At 72.3% G+C, this 17373-nt stretch carries 17 protein-coding genes; 4 read left to right on the forward strand and 13 right to left on the reverse strand.

The genetic code is table 11. The features are described from left to right. Positions 1–1266: an aspartate kinase gene (locus tag KPF47_RS11435; protein WP_224388809.1), complete on the reverse strand. Its 1266-nt coding sequence runs from the start codon at positions 1264–1266 to the stop codon at positions 1–3. Between the two features lie 233 nt (positions 1267–1499). Next, a complete protein-coding gene (locus tag KPF47_RS11440) occupies positions 1500–2027 on the reverse strand; it encodes a CGNR zinc finger domain-containing protein (RefSeq protein ID WP_224388811.1) in 528 nt (175 codons plus the stop codon). A gap of 26 nt (positions 2028–2053) precedes the next feature. On the opposite strand from KPF47_RS11440, the gene KPF47_RS11445 reads away from it, so the two are divergent. Next, positions 2054–2221, forward strand: a complete 168-nt coding sequence (locus KPF47_RS11445) for a hypothetical protein (RefSeq protein WP_224388813.1) — start codon at positions 2054–2056, stop codon at positions 2219–2221. Between the two features lie 14 nt (positions 2222–2235). Here KPF47_RS11445 and KPF47_RS11450 read toward each other — a convergent pair whose 3' ends face one another. Beyond that, complete coding sequence (locus KPF47_RS11450) at positions 2236–3642, reverse strand: uracil-xanthine permease family protein (RefSeq protein WP_374108830.1); 1407 nt, start codon at positions 3640–3642, stop codon at positions 2236–2238. Positions 3643–4034: 392 nt separating this feature from the next. Continuing rightward, on the reverse strand, positions 4035–4340 hold the full coding sequence (locus KPF47_RS11455) for a hypothetical protein (protein ID WP_224388817.1): 306 nt from the start codon (positions 4338–4340) through the stop codon (positions 4035–4037). Between the two features lie 295 nt (positions 4341–4635). Between KPF47_RS11455 and leuA the strand changes: the two genes are divergently transcribed. Continuing rightward, on the forward strand, positions 4636–6432 hold the full coding sequence (gene leuA, locus KPF47_RS11460; RefSeq protein ID WP_224388819.1) for a 2-isopropylmalate synthase: 1797 nt from the start codon (positions 4636–4638) through the stop codon (positions 6430–6432). Positions 6433–6573: 141 nt separating this feature from the next. Here leuA and KPF47_RS11465 read toward each other — a convergent pair whose 3' ends face one another. From KPF47_RS11465 to KPF47_RS11495, 7 genes are all read right to left on the reverse strand, one after another. Continuing rightward, entirely contained in the window at positions 6574–7806 is a 1233-nt protein-coding gene (locus tag KPF47_RS11465; RefSeq protein WP_224386690.1) for an IS110 family transposase, read from the reverse strand. Positions 7807–8036: 230 nt separating this feature from the next. Continuing rightward, the gene (locus tag KPF47_RS11470) at positions 8037–9140 is read right to left on the reverse strand and encodes an ABC transporter ATP-binding protein (RefSeq protein ID WP_224388820.1); all 1104 of its coding nucleotides are present in this window, start codon (positions 9138–9140) and stop codon (positions 8037–8039) included. Then, complete coding sequence (locus KPF47_RS11475) at positions 9137–10147, reverse strand: ABC transporter ATP-binding protein (RefSeq protein ID WP_305080431.1); 1011 nt, start codon at positions 10145–10147, stop codon at positions 9137–9139. Before KPF47_RS11475 ends, KPF47_RS11470 begins: the two co-directional genes overlap by 4 nt. Next, the gene (locus KPF47_RS11480; RefSeq protein WP_224388822.1) at positions 10144–11070 is read right to left on the reverse strand and encodes an ABC transporter permease; all 927 of its coding nucleotides are present in this window, start codon (positions 11068–11070) and stop codon (positions 10144–10146) included. Before KPF47_RS11480 ends, KPF47_RS11475 begins: the two co-directional genes overlap by 4 nt. After that, on the reverse strand, positions 11067–12071 hold the full coding sequence (locus tag KPF47_RS11485; protein WP_224388824.1) for an ABC transporter permease: 1005 nt from the start codon (positions 12069–12071) through the stop codon (positions 11067–11069). Before KPF47_RS11485 ends, KPF47_RS11480 begins: the two co-directional genes overlap by 4 nt. A gap of 76 nt (positions 12072–12147) precedes the next feature. Continuing rightward, positions 12148–13800, reverse strand: a complete 1653-nt coding sequence (locus KPF47_RS11490) for an ABC transporter substrate-binding protein (protein WP_374108829.1) — start codon at positions 13798–13800, stop codon at positions 12148–12150. 114 nt (positions 13801–13914) lie between these two features. Further along, entirely contained in the window at positions 13915–14835 is a 921-nt protein-coding gene (locus tag KPF47_RS11495) for a helix-turn-helix transcriptional regulator (protein ID WP_224388826.1), read from the reverse strand. 246 nt (positions 14836–15081) lie between these two features. Between KPF47_RS11495 and KPF47_RS11500 the strand changes: the two genes are divergently transcribed. Beyond that, on the forward strand, positions 15082–15285 hold the full coding sequence (locus KPF47_RS11500) for a hypothetical protein (protein WP_224388828.1): 204 nt from the start codon (positions 15082–15084) through the stop codon (positions 15283–15285). Between the two features lie 202 nt (positions 15286–15487). Here KPF47_RS11500 and recR read toward each other — a convergent pair whose 3' ends face one another. Both recR and KPF47_RS11510 read right to left on the reverse strand, forming a co-directional pair. Beyond that, on the reverse strand, positions 15488–16105 hold the full coding sequence (gene recR / locus KPF47_RS11505; RefSeq protein WP_224388830.1) for a recombination mediator RecR: 618 nt from the start codon (positions 16103–16105) through the stop codon (positions 15488–15490). Position 16106: 1 nt separating this feature from the next. Further along, complete coding sequence (locus tag KPF47_RS11510; protein ID WP_060713646.1) at positions 16107–16421, reverse strand: YbaB/EbfC family nucleoid-associated protein; 315 nt, start codon at positions 16419–16421, stop codon at positions 16107–16109. Between the two features lie 127 nt (positions 16422–16548). Between KPF47_RS11510 and KPF47_RS11515 the strand changes: the two genes are divergently transcribed. Then, positions 16549–17352, forward strand: coding sequence for an N-acetylmuramoyl-L-alanine amidase (locus tag KPF47_RS11515; RefSeq protein ID WP_224388831.1), 804 nt, complete (start codon positions 16549–16551; stop codon positions 17350–17352). The last annotated feature ends 21 nt before the right edge of the window (positions 17353–17373 follow it).

The following is a 17373-nucleotide window of genomic DNA, read 5'->3' on the forward strand; positions in this document are numbered from 1 at the left end:
TCACCGGCCCGTTCCGGCGGCGACCACCGCGTCGTCCTCGGCGCCGAGCTCGAACGCCTCGTGCAGCGCCTGCACCGCGTCGTCCAGCTGGTCGGAGCGGCAGATCACCGAGATCCGGATCTCCGAGGTGTTCATGGTCTCGATGTTGATCCCGGCGTCGGAGAGCGCCTCGCAGAACTTCGCGGTGACGCCGGGGTGGTTGCGCATACCGGCGCCGACCAGCGAGACCTTGCCGATGTCGTTGTCGTAGATCAGCTCGGTGAACCCGATCTCGCCCTTCGCGCGCTCCAGCGCCGCGACGGCGGTGTCGCCGTCGGTGCGGGGCAGCGAGAAGGTGATGTCGGTCTTCTTGTCCGACACGTTGGAGATGTTCTGCAGGACCATGTCGATGTTGATCTCCGCGTCGGCGACCGTGCGGAAGATCTTCGCCGCCATGCCGGGGGTGTCCGGCACCCCGGTGACGGTGATCTTGCCCTCGGACCGGTCGTGGGCGACGCCGGTGATGATCGGATTCTCCAACGGGATCTCCTCGATCGAGCCGGAGACCAGGGTGCCCGGCTTGTCGTTGTAGGAACTGCGCACCCGCAGCGGGACGCCGTAGCGGCGGGCGTACTCGACGGCGCGCAGGTGGAGCACCTTCGCGCCGGACGCGGCGAGCTCGAGCATCTCCTCGTAGGTGACCGTCTCCAGCAGGCTGGCCCTGGACACGATCCGCGGGTCGGCGGTGTAGACGCCGTCGACGTCGGAGTAGATCTCGCAGACGTCGGCGTTCAGCGCGGCCGCGAGCGCGACGGCGGTGGTGTCCGAGCCGCCGCGGCCCAGCGTGGTGATGTCGCGGGAGTCCGCGCTCATGCCCTGGAAGCCGGCGACGAGGACGATGTGGCCCTCGTCGAGGGCCTCGCGCAGCCGCCACGGGTTCACCTCGGTGATGCGGGCGTCACCGTGCTTCGAGGTGGTGAGCATGCCCGCCTGCGAGCCGGTGAACGACCGGGCCTCCGCGCCGAGGGCGTGGATCGCCATCGCGACGAGTGCGTTCGAGATCCGCTCACCGGAGGTGAGCAGCATGTCCATCTCCCGCAGCGGGGGCTTCGGGGAGATCTGCTCGGCGAGATCGGTCAGCTCGTCGGTGGTGTCCCCCATGGCGGACACGACGACGACGACATCGTGGCCCTCCTTGCGGGTACGGACGATGCGCTCGGCGACCTTCTTGATCCGCTCCGCGTTCTCGACCGACGAACCGCCGTACTTCTGCACGACGAGGGCCACGCCGACCTCCAATCCTGGCTCCGCGGCGGGAGCCGTCGGGTGCTCTCTCTTCGACCGCCGGGATGCGCAGGTGACGCATCGGCGGCGCTGGTCGGAACGGAACAGTACCGGCGAGCACCGCCCGTTTTCAGGATCTGGACGGTCACCGATGACCCAGACCACACGGGCTCGCCCACCGGCCCCGTGCTCGGGTATGCGCGCGCGCCGCACGCACCGGACCGGACCGGGGGTGCTCAGGCGCCGACGGTCTGCCGCCTCCCGCGGTGCCGCCTTACCGCGTCGGTGTTCCCGCAGCGTGCGCTGCAGTACCGCTGTCTGCCGTTGCGCGAGACGTCGGCGTAGACGCGGTCGCAGCCCGGGGCGGCGCACCGGCCGAGCCGGTCCATCCCCCGGGTCGCCAGATGGGTGGCGGTGCCGGTCGCGAGCAGGGCCCGCAGCACCCCGGCCAGGCCCAGGCCGTCGTCGCGGTGGTGCAGGTGCCAGTGGCCGTCGTGGTCGGTGAGCCGCGGCGGCCCGGTCGACTCGGCGAGCAGGACGTTGAGCAGCCGTGCCCGCTCCGCGCCGGGTGCGGCGTCGACCACCTCCTCCCACCGGCGCAGGAAGTCCCGTACGGCGGGCAGGTCGGCGGCGACCGGCTGCCAGTCACGGGTCACCCCGGCGGCGAGGCAGCGCTCCACCAGCTCCCCGGTCGAGGAGGGCGGTGCGTTCACCAGGTCGGTCGCCAGCAGGACGGGATCCCGGCCGTAAGGGTTGATGTGCACAGAGCCATTACAGCAGCGTGGTCATCGTGAGCACACCCCTGGACCACGAGTGGCGCACCACGTCCCGGCACCGCACCTCCGAGGGCGTGGTGCGCTACCAGCGCTGCCGGTGCGGCGCGTGGCGGATCCGGCTCGCCACCCCCCGCACCACCACCGTCGCGGTGAGCGCCGGACGCGTCCGGGCGGTCGGGTGAGGAGCTCGCGGACGTCACGGGGCGTCCGTCGCCTCCCCGTCCCCGGCCCGGGTGACCATCGTCCCGGCGGGCGTCCCGGACGGGCCGGGCCCGCCGGAGCGGCGGTCGCGCAGCGCGACGGCGTGGAAGTAGAGGATCACCAGGATCGTGCCGAGCGCGATGCCGCCCAGCTCGAACCCGTTCCCGAGGTCCAGCGCGACCCCGCCGATGCCGGCGACCATGCCCGCCGCGAGCCCGACGAGGTTGCGGGGCTCGCCGAAGTCGACGCCGTTCTCCACCCAGATCTTGGCGCCGACCAGCGCGATCATCCCGTAGAGGACGAGCGTGATCCCGCCGAGCACGCCCCCGGGGATCGCTGCGACCAGCACACCGAACTTGGGGCACAGACCGAGCACGATCGCGACGGCGGCCGCGACGTAGTAGGCCGCGGTGGAGTAGACCCGGGTCGCGCTCATGACGCCGATGTTCTCGGCGTAGGTCGTCGTCGGGGACCCGCCGAACAGGCTGGCCAGTGCGGTGGCCGCGCCGTCGGCACCGAGCGCGCGGCCCAGGTAGGGGTCGAGGTCGTCGCCGGTCATCTCGGCGACCGCCTTGACGTGCCCGAGGTTCTCGGCGACCAGTGCGATGACCCCGGGGAGCACGAGCAGTACGAACATCAGCGAGAAGCTCGGGCCGTGCACGGCCGCCACGCCGTCGTCGAGGGTGCCGCGGGGCAGGCCGAACCAGGCGGCGTCGGCGAGGCCCTCGAAGGAGACGCGCGGGTGCGGCTCCGGGGTGCAGTCCGCACCGCCGCAGGAGGTGATCGGCCCGCTGACGACGTCGAGGAGCCAGGACAGCCCGAACCCGAAGACGAGCGCGAGGAAGACCGCGATCCGTCCCCAGAACCCGCGGAACAGGACGGCGGCGCACACCAGGAACGTCGCGGTGAGCAGGGCGGTCCACTGGTCCACCGGCCAGTACACCGAGGCGACGACCGGGGCGAGGTTGAAGCCGATCAGCATGACGACCGCGCCGGTCACCGCCGGCGGGAGCACCCGGTGCACGAGCCGGGCGCCGGCGACGTGCACGAACACACCGATCGCGAGCAGCACCAGCCCGGAGACCATGATCGCGCCGGTGACGGCCGCGGAGTCGCCGCCCGCCGCCCGGATGGCCGCCACCCCGCCGACGAAGGCGGCGCTGGTGCCGAGGTAGCTGGGCACCACGTTCCTGCAGACGAGCAGGAACAGGATGGTGCACAGGCCGGAGAACAGGATCGCGAGGTTGGGGTCGAGCCCCATCACCACGGGGAACACGAAGGTCGCCCCGAGCATCGCGACGACGTGCTGCACCCCCAGCCCGACGGTCTTCCCCCACGCGAGCCGCTGGCGCGGCCCGACCGACTCCCCCGGCCCGGGATCGACCCTCTCCCAGCTGAACATCGACATGTCGGTCCCTCCACCTCGGCGACCGGGGACCCGCCGCACGCCATCGAGACGCGGGGCGCAGCTCGACGGCTGCTCCTACCGATCGGCCGGACGATCCACTGGCACGAACTGGTGACGCCAGCACGATGCACCTGCGCGTCGGTCGTGCCGTTTCCGCCGCATGTCGTTCACGTTCCGCCGGGTCGGCCGCGAGCCACAGCGCCCGCGGCACCGCGGCGCTCGCCGAGCGGCAGGCCTCGGGCCCGTCGGCAGCGGGGTGACGGCCGGCCCGGTGACGCGGTGCCGCGGCGTGGCGCGGGCGTGGGGCAGGTCGGGGCCGGGCCGGTCACCCCACCGGCCGGGATCTTCCCGCGGGCACCGGCCGGGCCGGCGGAGCGGACGGTCCCTCAGACGCGGCGCAGGAGCCTGACCACGACGGTGGTGATGATCAGCCAGACGATCGCGGCCACCCCGTAGTTCAGGGTGACGGCCATCTTCGGCTGGGCCGGGGTGAACAGGTCACCGAGGCCGAGGTTCAGCTGGGCCGCCCAGGAGGAGACGAACTCGGTGAGGAAGTTCGCCGGGTTGGCGTCGAGCAGGGTCAGCACGATGTGCGCCACCAGGATGGCGACGATCACCAGTCCGACGATCCGCACGATCGTCGCGATGATCCCCATGCCCTGCCGCACGGTCGTACCCACGGTTGCCGCCATCACACACCCCTTTGTCTCCGACGGCGACATGGTCGCACCGCCGCGCCCTCACTGCCCTCACAACGAGGGAGAACGCTCTCGGTTGTGATCACTTCGTTGCGTGCCGTCGTCCGGGTGAGAACCACCTCGGTCCGGGTGGCGGGTTGCCGTGCAACGGGGGTTCGGGTCTACGGTGGGGGCATGGCGCGCCTGCTCCTTCGCCGCCGCGGCGGGGTCTGAACCGACCGGCCCCTCGTCGCGGGGTCTCGCGTGTCCGCCGGTCGTCACGACGGTCCGACACCCAGGAGCAGTTCCCGTGACCACCTCTCCCGACGCCTACGAGGCCCGCGCCCGCAGCAACGTCCGCACCCCGCAGGGCGCGCCGCACACCTCGCAGCCTGCCTGGAACCGCCAGCGCGGATCGCAGATGCCGGTCCACCGGTACAAGCCCTTCCACCAGCTGGTCGAGCCGGTATCGCTGCCCGACCGCACCTGGCCGGACAAGGTCATCGACACCGCGCCGCTGTGGTGCGCGGTCGACCTGCGCGACGGCAACCAGGCTCTGATCGACCCGATGAGCCCGCTGCGCAAGCGGCGCATGTTCGACCTGCTGGTGCGGATGGGCTACAAGCAGATCGAGGTCGGCTTCCCGGCGGCGAGCCAGACCGACTTCGACTTCGTCCGCGAGATCATCTCCGACGGTGCGATCCCCGAGGACGTGCAGATCCAGGTCCTGACCCAGGCCCGCCCGGAGCTGATCCAGCGCACCTTCGAGGCCTGTGAGGGCGCGCACTCCGCGATCGTCCACCTCTACAACTCGACCTCGATCCTGCAGCGCCGGGTCGTGTTCCGGTCCGACCGCGCGGGCATCACCAAGATCGCGACCGACGGGGCGGAGGAGGTCGCGAAGTTCGCCGAGAAGTACCCGTCGACCGACTGGACCTTCCAGTACTCGCCGGAGTCCTACACCGGCACCGAGCTGGAGTACGCCGTCGAGATCACCAACGCGGTCAGCGCGATCTGGCAGCCGACGCCCCAGCACCCGATGATCGTGAACCTGCCGGCGACGGTGGAGATGGCGACCCCGAACGTCTACGCCGACTCCATCGAGTGGATGCACCGCAACCTGGCCCGGCGCGACGCGCTGGTCCTGTCGCTGCACCCGCACAACGACCGCGGCACCGGCATCGCCGCCGCCGAGCTCGGCTACCAGGCAGGCGCCGACCGCATCGAGGGCTGCCTGTTCGGCAACGGCGAGCGCACCGGCAACGTCGACCTGGTCGCACTGGGCATGAACATGTTCACCCAGGGCGTCGACCCGCAGATCGACTTCTCCGACATCGACGAGATCCGCCGCACCGTGGAGTACTGCAACCAGCTGCCGGTGCACGAGCGCCACCCGTGGGGCGGCGACCTGGTCTACACCGCGTTCTCCGGCTCCCACCAGGACGCGATCAACAAGGGCTTCGCCGCGATGGAGGCCGACGCCGCCGAGGCGGGGCACCCGGTCACCGAGCACACGTGGGAGGTCCCGTACCTGCCCGTGGACCCGAAGGACATCGGCCGCACCTACGAGGCCGTCATCCGGGTCAACAGCCAGTCCGGCAAGGGCGGCATCGCCTACATCATGAAGACCGAGCACCAGCTCGACCTGCCGCGCCGGCTGCAGATCGAGTTCAGCCACGTGATCCAGACCTTCACCGACACCGAGGGCGGCGAGGTGGAGCCGAAGGCGATGCGGGACGCCTTCGACGTCGAGTACCTGGACCGCGAGACCCCGCTCAGGCTGGTACGCCACCGCGTCCACAGCGACGGCGAGGGCCGGGACGAGATCGTGGCGACCGTGCGCGTCGAGTCCGACCTGCACGAGATCGCCGGGTCGGGCAACGGGCCGATCGCCGCGTTCGTCGACGCGCTGGCCGGCATCGGGTTCGACGTCCGGGTCCTCGACTACCACGAGCACGCGATGGGCGGCGGCGACGACGCCCGCGCCGCGGCCTACGTCGAGTGCGCCGTGGAGGAGAAGGTGTTCTGGGGCGTGGGGATCGACAGCTCGATCACCAGCGCCAGCCTCAAGGGCGTCGTGAGCGCGATCAACCGCGCCCTGCGCTGACCCGGCCCACCCGGCCCCGCCCCGCCCGCCCCCACCTCACGAGCGGGCCGTTCGTACGAACCTTTCGTACGAACGGCCCGCTCGTGCGGGAGTTGGGGCGAGCCCCGGGCCCCCGGGGCGGGGGGTGTCTCTATGGGTTCGTCAAGCGGCGGCGAGTTCTGGATCGGGGTTGTTGACCGTGGGCGGGTTGTAGGGGCGGCGGTCGCGGAGCATGGCGTAGATGACGTCGGTGCGGCGTCGGGCGAGGCAGATCAGGGCGGCGTTGTGTCGTTTGCCGGCGGCTCGTTTGCGGTCGTAGTAGGCGCGGCTGGCGGGGTCGGCCAGGGCGGCGAATGCGGACAGGAACAGCGCGGATTTCAGGGCGTGGTTGCCGCGCTGGGATCGGGTTTCGCCTTTGATCGAGGTGCCGGAGCGGCGGGTGACTGGGGCGAGGCCGGCGTAAGCGGCGAGGTGCCCGGCGGTGGGGAACCCGGAGCCGTCGCCGACGATGGTGAGGATCTTGATGGCGGTCCTGACCCCGAGTCCGGGCATCGAGGTCAGGACCGGTCCAAGAGGGTGGGCCTCCAGGCGGGCTTCGAGCTCGTCGGCGAGCTGGTCGCGTTCGGTGTGGACCTGGCGCAGCTGCCCGGCGACGCCGGTGATGACACGGGCGAACGCGGCCGTGCCGGGAACGGTCAGGCTCTGGGCGTCGAGCGAGGTCAGGATCTGGGCGGGAAGGGTGCGGGCCAGTCGAGGCGACCGGGCCCGCATCGTCTCGGCGATCCCGTCAGCGCCGAGCTCTCGCAGGGCTTGCGGGGTGGGCGCGGCCGCGAGCAGGTCGAGCACGCCACCGCGGTCCAGGCGTGGCCCGAGCAGGCGTTCCAGGGCGGGATGAACATGCAGCAGGGCGTCGCGCAGCCGGTTCGTCAGCCGGGTGCTCTGCCCAGCCAGGTCATCGTCGTAACCGGCGAGCACAGTGAGTTCGGCGAGGGTCTCGTCGTCGGTGCCGACCCGGCGCAGGGTGTGCGGCATCGTCCGGGCGGCCTCGGCGATCACGTGGGCGTCGCGGGCGTCGGTCTTGGCCTGCCCGGGATGCAGGTCGGCGATGCGGCGCATCGCCAGCCCGGGCAGGTAGGCCACCGTGATCCCCAGATCACGAGCGACGGCGATGGCCAGCGCTCCGATCGAGGCGGGCTGGTCGATGACCATCAGCACCGCGCCGTGCTCGGCCAGCCCGGACAGCACGGTGCGCAGCGCCGATTCGTCGTTGGGCAGGGCCTTGTCGTGCACCCGCTTCCCGTTGGTGTCGACCGCGCAGGCGTGGTGTTCGGACTTGCCCACGTCCAGGCCGCAGAACACCGCGAACCCGGTCGGGTGCTGGTCAGGATCGGGCAACCGCCGCTCCCTTCTCGTCGCGGCAGGCCGACCACGAGCACCCGCGCCGGCAGCCACGTTACGAGCAGACCACACGGGTCAGGTCTCTATCAGCGGTCGTTGGCGCCCTCCGGCCACGGCGACAACACCCCCCAGATCATCGGGCGACAGGGGCAGTCAGTCATACCGCGGCCGGCGGCCTGCAAGCCCTCAGCGGGCTTGATCAAGAAGGTAACGGGGGCGGGGTCGGGTCAGCGGCCGATCGCGTCGCCGAGGGTGATCTGGCGGTCGGGGGCCTGCGGGCCGGCGTCCGGTGCGACGGCGGCGTCGGCCTCGTCGGCGGTCACCTCGTGCGGGGTGATGCTCCCGTCGAGGATCGCCTCGGCGTGGTGGCAGGCGACCCGGTGGCCGGGGGTGCCGCCGTCGAGCTCGCGCAGCTGCGGCCGCTCGGTGGAGCACCGGTCGGCCTGCCGCCACGGGCAGCGGGTGTGGAACCGGCAGCCGGTGGGGGGCGCGGCCGGTGAGGGCAGGTCCCCGGTGAGCAGAATCCGCTCCCGGGTGTCCTCCACCGTCGGGTCCGGCTGCGGCACGGCCGAGAGCAGGGCACGGGTGTAGGGATGCAGCGGACCGTCGTAGAGCGCACGGGCCGGCGCCTCCTCCACGATCGACCCGAGGTACATCACCCCGACCCGGTCGGACACGTGCCGGACGACGGCCAGGTCGTGCGCGATGACCAGGTAGGTCAGACCCAGCTCGCGTTGCAGCGACCGCAGCAGGTTCAGCACCTGGGCCTGCACCGACACGTCCAGCGCGGACACCGGCTCGTCGGCGACGACCAGGTCGGGCTCCACGCAGAGCGCACGGGCGATGCCGATGCGCTGGCGCTGCCCGCCGGAGAACTCGTGCGGGTAGCGGCGCAGGGCCGACTCGGGCAGACCGACCGCGCGCATCAGCTCGGCGAGCCGGTCCGGACCGGCCTCGATGCCGTGTGCGGCCAGCCCCTCGCGCAGCAGCGACCCGACCGACTGGCGCGGGTCGAGGCTCGACATCGGGTCCTGGAAGACCATCTGGAACCGGCGGCGCATCCGGCGCAGCGGCTCCCCCTTCAGTGCGGCGACGTCGGTGCCGTCGAAGGAGACCGTCCCCGCGGTCGGCTCGGTGAGCTTGAGGACCGCCCGGCCGAGCGTGGACTTGCCGCAGCCGGACTCACCGACCAGGCCGTAGGTCTCGCCGCGCTCGATCCGCAGCGAGACGCCGTCGACGGCCTTGACGTGCCCGACGGTGCGCTGGACGAGCACCCCCTGGGTGATCGGGAAGTGCACCTGCAGGTCGGAGACCTCCAGCAGCGGGCTCATGCCGTCGCTCCGATCGGCTCGGGGTTGTGGCAGCGCAGCAGCCGGCCCGCCTCGTCGTCGGCCGCCGGGGTGACCGAGGTGCAGGTCTCCAGCGCCCGTGGGCAGCGCGGCGCGAACGCGCACGCGTGGTCCCACGGCAGGTTGTCCGACACCGACCCGGTGATCGCGGGCAGCTCGTCGGCGGGGTCGGAGTCCAGCCGCGGGATCGACCGGATCAGGCCGGAGGTGTACGGGTGGCGCGGCCCCCCGAACAGTGCGTGCCGCTCCGCGCGCTCCACGACCCGGCCGCCGTAGAGGACGTTGACCCGGTCGCAGAGCCCCGCGACGACGCCGAGGTCGTGCGTGATCATGATCAGTGCCGTCCCCGTCTCGGCGACCAGCTCGCGCAGCAGCTCCAGGATCTGGGCCTGGATGGTGACGTCGAGGGCGGTGGTCGGTTCGTCGGCGATGAGCAGCTTCGGTCTGCAGGCCAGCGCGATCGCGATCAGCGCCCGCTGGCGCATCCCGCCCGACATCTGGTGCGGGTAGGCCGACACCCGTCGTGCCGGGTCGGGGATGCCGACCCGCTCCAGGAGCGACACCGCCTCCCGGCGCGCCTCGTCCTTGGACATCCCGCGGTGCCGGACGAGCGCCTCGGTGATCTGGACACCCACCGGGACGACCGGGTTCAGCGACGACAGCGGGTCCTGGAAGACCATCCCGATGTCGCGGCCGCGCCGCTCGCGCAGCGCGGCGTCGGACAGGGTGAGCAGGTCGACGGACTCGTCCTCGGAGGAGAACAGCACCGAGCCGCCCACCCGGGGGGTGCGGCCCGGCAGCAGCCCCATGATCGCCAGGGAGGTCACGGACTTGCCGCAGCCGGACTCGCCGACCAGGCCGACGACCTCGCCGGGGCGGACGTCGAACGACACCCCGTCGACGGCGACGACGTCGGCCTCGCCCTTGCGGACGAAGCGCACGGACAGGTCCTGGACCTGCAACAGCGGGTTCATCGGAGGCGTGGTCATCTCCGGCCTTTCGGGTCGATGGCCTCGCGCAGCGACTCGCCGAGCAGCGTGAACCCGAGCGCGACGACGATGATCGCGATCGCCGGGTAGACCGCCAGCCCGGGCCGGACGTCGAGGTAGGGCTGCGCGGAGGCGAGCATGAGGCCCCACTCGGCGCGGGCCGGGTCGGCGTCGCCGAGGCCGAGGAAGGACAGCGCGGCCGCGTCGAGGATCGCCGTCGCCAGGGTCAGCGTGGCCTGCACGATCACCGGACCGATCGCGTTGGGCAGCATGTGCCGCAGCACGACCGCCCGTCGCTTCACGCCGAGCGCGGTGGCCGCGAGGACGTGGTCGGAGTCGCGCTGGGCGAGCATCGACCCGCGCAGCAGCCGCGCAAAGATCGGCACGTTCACCAGCGCGACGGCGATGATGACCGTGGTCTGGCTGGGGCGGGCGGCGAGCGCCGCGACCGAGATCGCGAGCAGCAGGGACGGGATCGACAGCAGCACGTCGGTGACGCGCATCAGGACGGTGTCGAGCCAGCCCCCGAACGCCCCGGCGAGCACGCCGATGACCACACCCGCCGCCAGCCCGAACACGGTGGCGAGCACGCCCACGAGCAGGGTCTGCCGCGAGGCCAGGATCATCCGGGAGAACTCGTCGCGGCCGTTCTGGTCGCTGCCGAGCGGGAAGCCCGGCTGCGGGCCGGGGATCGCGCCGGGCCGCAGCTGGTCGAGCAGCTGGGGGAAGGCCTGGGCCGGGTCGTGCGGGGCGAGCAGCGGCGCAAACACCGAGACCAGCACGAACAGCCCGATGATCACGGCCCCGACGATCGCGGTGGGACTGCGGCGCAGCCGTCGCAGCGCGTCCGCCGACAGGCTCCGGCCCGCGGTGTCGTCGATCCGGTCCCTGCGCCGCTGCGCCCACGTGGTCGGTGCGCTCATCGGAGCCTCACCCTCGGGTCGATCACGGCGTAGGACAGGTCGACGAGCAGGTTGACCAGCACGTAGATGAGCGCGCCGAGCAGCACCACCGCCTGCAGCCGCGGGTAGTCGCGGCGCTCGATGCCCTCGGCGATCAGGGTGCCGATGCCGGGCCGGTTGAACACCTTCTCGGTGAGCACGGCGCCGGCGAGGAGCAGGCCGGTCTGCAGCCCGATCGTCGTGGAGACCGGCAGCAGCGCGTTGCGCAGCACGTGCCGGCCGCGGACGGTGCCCGGCGCGAGCCCCTTCGCGTTGGCGGTGCGGACGAAGTCGGACTCCAGGACGTCGAGCACCGAGGCCCGGGTGATCCGCACGATGACGGCGAGCGGGATCGTGGCGAGGGTGACGGCGGGCAGCACGAGGTGCAGCAGCGAGTCCCAGCTGGCGTCGAACTCGCGGGTCAGCAGGCCGTCGAGGGTCGGGAAGCCGGTGACCGAGGTGGCGTCGATACCGGTCGACTGCAGACCCGACGGCGGGAACAGGCCGAGGTCGACGGCCAGGAACTGCTTGAGCACGTAGCCGAGGAAGAACACCGGCACGGCGACGCCGACCAGGGTCCCGACGATGGTCAGGTTGTCCCAGATCCCGCCGCGGTGGCGGGCGGCGAGATAGCCCAGCGGGATCCCGAGGGCGACGGCGAGCAGCAGCGCGGACAGCGATAGCTCGATCGTCCCCGGCAGCGCCCGTCCCAGCTCGGAGATCACCGGGTCACCGGTGATCAGGGACGCGCCGAAGTCGCCGGTCAGGGCCCGGCCCAGGTAGTGCAGGTACTGGATGGGGATGGGCTGGTCCAGACCCAGCGTCTTGTTCAGTGCCGCGATCGACTCCGGGGTCGCCTTGTCGCCGAGCAGCGCGCCGGCCGGTCCGCCGGGCAGCGAGCGCAGCCAGGCGAACAACAGCACGGACAGGATCAGCAGCGTCGGGACGACCTGGAGCAGGCGGCGCGCGACGAAGCGCAGCATGCGTGGATGTCCTCAGTGGTGGGAGGCGGGACACGCGACCGGGCGCCGCGGGATCTCCGCGGCGCCCGGGGCACGGTCAGTTCTTGCTGACGGAGACGAAGCGCTCGTCGGTCAGCGGCGACGGGATCACGCCCTGCACGTCCGGTCCGACGACGATCGCCGGCCCGGTGGTCAGGATCGGCACGGCCGGCAGGTACTTGGCCATGATGTCCTTGTTGGCCTGCTCGTAGGCGGCCGCGTGACCGGCCGGGTCCGGGATGGAGTCGGCCTTGGCCAGCTCGGCGAACATCGCCGGGTCCTGCGGACCGAACTCGGCCTTCTCCCGGCCGAAGAAGGTGCCGACGAAGTTGCCGGCGTCGTTGTAGTCACCGGTCCAGCCGAGCATGTGCAGGTCGTGCTTGCCGGCCTTCTGGACGTCGTCCTTGTAGCCGCCGTTCCAGGGCCGGGCGACCGGGTTCACCGTGATGCCGACGGCCTGCAGGTTCGCCGACATCGCCGAGAACAGGTCCGCCGGGTTCGGCATGTAGGGCCGGGTGATCTCGGTGGGGTAGTAGAAGTTCAGCGTCAGGTTCTGCGCACCGGCCTCGGCGAGCAGCTGCTTGGCCTTCTCCGGGTCGTACGGGTACTGCGTGACGTCGTCCGCGTAGCCCGCGACGGTCGGCGGCACGAACTCCTTCGCGACCGCGGAGCCCTCGGGCATCTTCGTGCGGACCAGCGACTCGCGGTCGATGGCGTAGGCGAGGGCCTGGCGGACCCGCAGGTCCCCCAGCTTCGGGTTGTTCTTGGTGTTGATGCCCATGTAGAGCAGCGAGAACGGCTGGCGGATCAGTACCTGGTCACCCTGGTCCTTCAGGGTCTGGTAGTCCGCCGGGGACGGGTAGTCGTAGCCGTCGATGGTGCCAGCGGCCAGCTCCTGCTTGCGGGCGTTCTCGTCCGGGATGATCTTGAAGATGAGCCGGTCGAGCTTCGCCTTCTCGCCCCAGTACTGGTCGTTGCGGACCAGGGTGATCGTGTTGTTCGCCTTGTCGAAGCTCTCGAACTTGAACGGCCCGGTGCCGGTCGGGTGCTCGTTCGCGTAGGCGGGGTAGGTGAACGAGTCACCGCTCTGGGTGACGGCGTCGGCGTCGTACTGCTTCAGCGCCGCCGGGCTGGAGATCGAGAACGACGTGAGGCCGAAGGCGGCCGGGAACGCGCCCTTGAACTTGTTCAGCGCGAGGACCGCGGTGTTCGGGCTCTGCGCCGTGCAGGACTTGTAGAGCGGGGCACCCGAGGCGTCGCCCTCGTTCTTGGCGAAGCCCTCGAAGACGTCGCCGTAGTAGATCATCTGGCTCTGGGCGGCGGCGCCGGCCATGTTGAACCAGCGGTCGAAGTTCGCGCACACCGCGGTGGCGTCGAGCGGGGTGCCGTCGTGGAACGTGACCCCCTCGCGGAGGGTGAACGTCCAGGTCTTGCCGTCCGGGGTGGAGGTCCACTCGGTCGCCAGGCCGGGCTCGAGCTCGGTGGTCCCGGGCTTGTACGTGATCAGCGTGTCGAACATCTGGCGCGCCGGGCGGAAGCTCTCGCCGTCGTCGTTGAAGATCGGGTCGAAGTTCTTCGGTGCACCGGCGGCACCGAACACGAACGTCCCCCCGGCGGCGTCGCCGCCCGCTCCGCGCTCCGAGCTCGCGCAGGCGGTCATGCCTACTGCGAGCACGCCCGCCATGACCGCCGTCATCCACCGTCTGCGCATTCCGGTCCCCTCGTCGGCAGAGCCGCCCCCCCGATGTGTGCGTGAGGACCCCTGATGACGGGGAAACCTATAGCGGTCCGTTACCAACCGGTAGACCCTTGCGTCACGATAGTGCTACGAACTGGTACGCACGTCCCGTTCGTCCGGACCGGCGGCGGCCGACGCCCGGTGGGCGTCGCGGTGACGCGCCACCACGGCCCGCGAGGCGTCCTCGCCGAGCGCCGCGGCCCGGACCTCGTCGAAGACCTCGCGGTAGGTGCGCAGGTCGGCGGGCGACTCCAGGAAGGTCTCCCCCGCATGCCCCTCGGTGTGGACGAGGTCGGGGCCGAGCGCGTCCGGGACCGTCAGGATCGCGAACCGGCCGGCGTGCGCGCGCTGCGGCCCGGCGCCGAAGGGGAGCACGCGCACCGACACGCCGGGGAGCACGGCGAGCGCGAGCAGCCGGTCGAGCTGCTCGGCCATGACCGCGGGCCCGCCTGTCGCCCGTGCCAGTACGGCCTCGTCGACCACCGCGTCGAGCACCAGCGGCGGGGTCGCGGTGAGCGCCTCGTGACGACGCCCGCGCAGCCGGACGAGCTGGTCGATCTCCCAGTCCGGACGTCCGGGGAGCCGGGCCCGCAGCGCTGCGTCGGCGTAGGCGGGTGTCTGCAACAGCCCGTGCAGCACCGTCAGGTCGAACGCGGCGACGGCCGTCGCATCGGTCTCGGCCGCCGCGTAGCGCCCGGGCGAGGGCAGGAAGTGCGGGTCGCTGCGCAGCCCCTCGGTGAACGGCTCCCACCAGCCACGGGTACGGCTCTCGGCGACCAGACGGTCGAGCATCTCCGCCTCGACGCCGGCGACACCGCCGTAGACCTCGACCAGCGCGGCGACGTCGGCGGGGCGCGGCACCCCCTTGCCGTTCTCCAACCTGCTGATCTTCGACGTCGAGCAGCCGACACCGCCCGCGGCGTCCTCCAGCTTCAGACCGGCGTTGACGCGCAGCCTGCGCAGCTCGGCACCCAGGCGCCGGCGCGCACCGGTCGGCTCCTGCTCCACCTCGCGCCCCCTTCCTGGCCCCGCCGTGCAATCTACAGATTCGTGCAATCCCCCGCGTCTGCAATTGCACGAGAGCGTGTCGTCGTGCATCCTGGAGTCACCCGGACGTGACGGCGGACACACCGACCGTCGCGACCGGGGGCCACGGACCGACCGCGACACACGAAGGGAGATGGACATGATCCGCAGGACGCAGGTGCCGCACACAGGCACGCACCACAGCGCCCGTACCGGGCGGTGGTCGCCGTGATCGCGCTGGTGGCGGTGGCCCTGGCGGGGCTGGCCACGCTGGTCGTCTCGGCGATCGTGATCGGGGTGACCGACCGGCGCCAGAGTGAGGCGTGGCGCCGGATCGCCGAGCAGCGGCGCCGGGAGTGGGAGCGCAGGCAGCGCCAGCTCCACGGCCGGTCGCACCACGTGGACGCGTGGGGTGACGAGGACACCGACTGAGGCTCGCCGAAGGAGCCGTGACAGCGACCGGGTGCACGCGCCCGCACTCACGGGTCCCATGAGGAAGGACGGCGCAGCGACGGGGGGTTGCTGCGCCGGGCGGCCGGTCACGACCGGGGCACGGGCCCCGGACGGGCCGGCCCGTTCCGTGTCGGTGGCCCGGCGGGCCCGCCGACCGGCGGGCGGGCGGGCGGTCCGGATCCTAGAGGGCGCGCCGGCCGGCGAGCGCGCGACCGAGCGTCATCTCGTCGGCGAACTCCAGGTCGCCGCCCATCGGCAGGCCGGATGCGAGTCGCGTGACGCTCAGGCCGGGGAAGTCGCGCAGCAGCCGCACCAGGTAGGTCGCGGTCGCCTCACCCTCGGTGTTCGGGTCGGTCGCGATGATGACCTCGGAGATCTCGGTCTCGTCGGTCGCCGGACCGGTGCCGCCGAGCCGCGCGAGCAGCTCGCGGATCCGCAGCGTGTCCGGGCCGATCCCGGCCAGCGGGTCCAGCGCACCCCCGAGCACGTGGTAGCGGCCCTTGAACTCCCGGGTCCGCTCGACGGCGAGGACGTCCTTGGGCTCCTCGACCACGCACACCAGCGTCGGGTCACGACGCGCGTCGGAGCAGTACCGGCACCGGGTCTCGGCCGACACGTTGCCGCACACGTCGCAGAAGGCGACGCCCTGCTTGACCGTCTGCAGGACCTCCTGGAGCCGGTTGATGTCGGCCGGGTCCGCGGCCAGCAGGTGGAACGCGATGCGCTGGGCGCTCTTCGGACCGACCCCGGGCAGCCGCCCCAGCTCGTCGATCAGGTCCTGGACCGGTCCTTCGAACACCTCAGGCGCCCGGGAGGCCCAGGCCGCCCATGTCGAGGCCGCCGGCGAGCGGGCCCATCTTCTCCTGCTGCAGCTCCTGCGCGCGGCGGACCGCGTCGGCGAGCGCCCCGGCGACGAGGTCCTGCAGGGTCTCGACGTCCTCCGGGTCCACGACCTTCGGGTCGATCCGGACCGAGCGCGGCTCCAGCCCCGCGGTCACCGTGACCTCGACCAGCCCGTTCCCGGCCTGGCCGGTGACCTCGGCGGTCGCGAGCTCGGCCTGCGCCTGCTGGAGCTGCTGCTGCATCTTCTGGGCCTGCTGCAGGATCATCTGCATGTCGGGCTGACCGGGTTGCACGCGTACCCCTCGCTGTCGGGTCCGGCTCGCGCGATCGGGGGCTTCCCCGGCGCGGCCGGCGCGGACGTGTCCTTCTCCCAGCGTAGACGTGTCAGGCTGACCGACCGTGCGCGCCCTGATCCGTTCCGCCACCGTCGCCCTCCCGGTCGTCGTCGCACTGCTGTGCGCGGGGTGCGGGGGGTCCCCGGCCGCCCCGCCCGCGGTCGGGGCGACCCCGGTCCCGGCCGCGACGACCCGCTCCCTGCCGGCCACCCCGGCGCCGGTGCCCGCCCCGGTGGTGCTGCTCGATCCCGGGCACAACGGCGGCAACGCCGCGGATCCGGCCGCAGTGAACCGACCGGTCCCCGACGGGCGCGGCGGGACCAAACCGTGCAACACGACCGGCACCTCCACGAACGCCGGCTATGCCGAGCACACCTTCACCTGGGACCTGGCCGGCCGGGTGCGGGCCCGGCTGGAGGCCGCCGGGGTGCGGGTGGCGCTCACCCGCCCCGACGACGAGGGCGTCGGCCCCTGCGTCGACGCCCGCGCGGCGGCGGGCGGCCGGGCCGGCGCGGCGCTGGCGGTGTCGCTGCACGCGGACGGGGCGGCGGCCTCGGCCCGCGGGTTCCACGTCGCCTACGCCGAACCCGCGGTGCACGGCACGGGCCCGGCGTCGCGGCGTCTGGCCACCGGGCTGCGGGACGCACTGCGCTCGGCCGGGTTCGCCCCGGCCGGCTACATCGGCCGCGACGGGCTCGACGGCCGTGACGACCTGGCCGGCCTGAACTCCTCGACGGTGCCGACCGCACTGGTGGAGGCGGGCAACATGCGCAACGCCGCCGACGCCGCGGTGCTCACCGACCCGGCCGGCCGGGACCGGATCGCGGCGGCGGTGGCCGCGGCGGTGCTGACGCAGCTGGGTCGCTGACCCACCGCCCACCTCAGCCGC

This window comes from Pseudonocardia sp. ICBG1293 (assembly GCF_020131355.1).
In the GTDB taxonomy this organism is placed as follows: domain Bacteria; phylum Actinomycetota; class Actinomycetes; order Mycobacteriales; family Pseudonocardiaceae; genus Pseudonocardia.

Bases quoted from the DNA above. Each gene is read 5' to 3' on its own strand.
- KPF47_RS11450 (WP_374108830.1), bottom strand. From the start codon at position 3,642: ATGTTCAGCTGGGAGAGGGTCGATCCCGGGCCGGGGGAGTCGGTCGGG.
- KPF47_RS11455 (WP_224388817.1), bottom strand. From the start codon at position 4,340: ATGGCGGCAACCGTGGGTACGACCGTGCGGCAGGGCATGGGGATCATC.
- KPF47_RS11470 (WP_224388820.1), bottom strand. From the start codon at position 9,140: ATGAGCCCGCTGCTGGAGGTCTCCGACCTGCAGGTGCACTTCCCGATC.
- KPF47_RS11475 (WP_305080431.1), bottom strand. From the start codon at position 10,147: ATGACCACGCCTCCGATGAACCCGCTGTTGCAGGTCCAGGACCTGTCC.
- KPF47_RS11480 (WP_224388822.1), bottom strand. From the start codon at position 11,070: ATGAGCGCACCGACCACGTGGGCGCAGCGGCGCAGGGACCGGATCGAC.
- KPF47_RS11485 (WP_224388824.1), bottom strand. From the start codon at position 12,071: ATGCTGCGCTTCGTCGCGCGCCGCCTGCTCCAGGTCGTCCCGACGCTG.
- KPF47_RS11490 (WP_374108829.1), bottom strand. From the start codon at position 13,800: ATGCGCAGACGGTGGATGACGGCGGTCATGGCGGGCGTGCTCGCAGTA.
- KPF47_RS11510 (WP_060713646.1), bottom strand. From the start codon at position 16,421: ATGCAGATGATCCTGCAGCAGGCCCAGAAGATGCAGCAGCAGCTCCAG.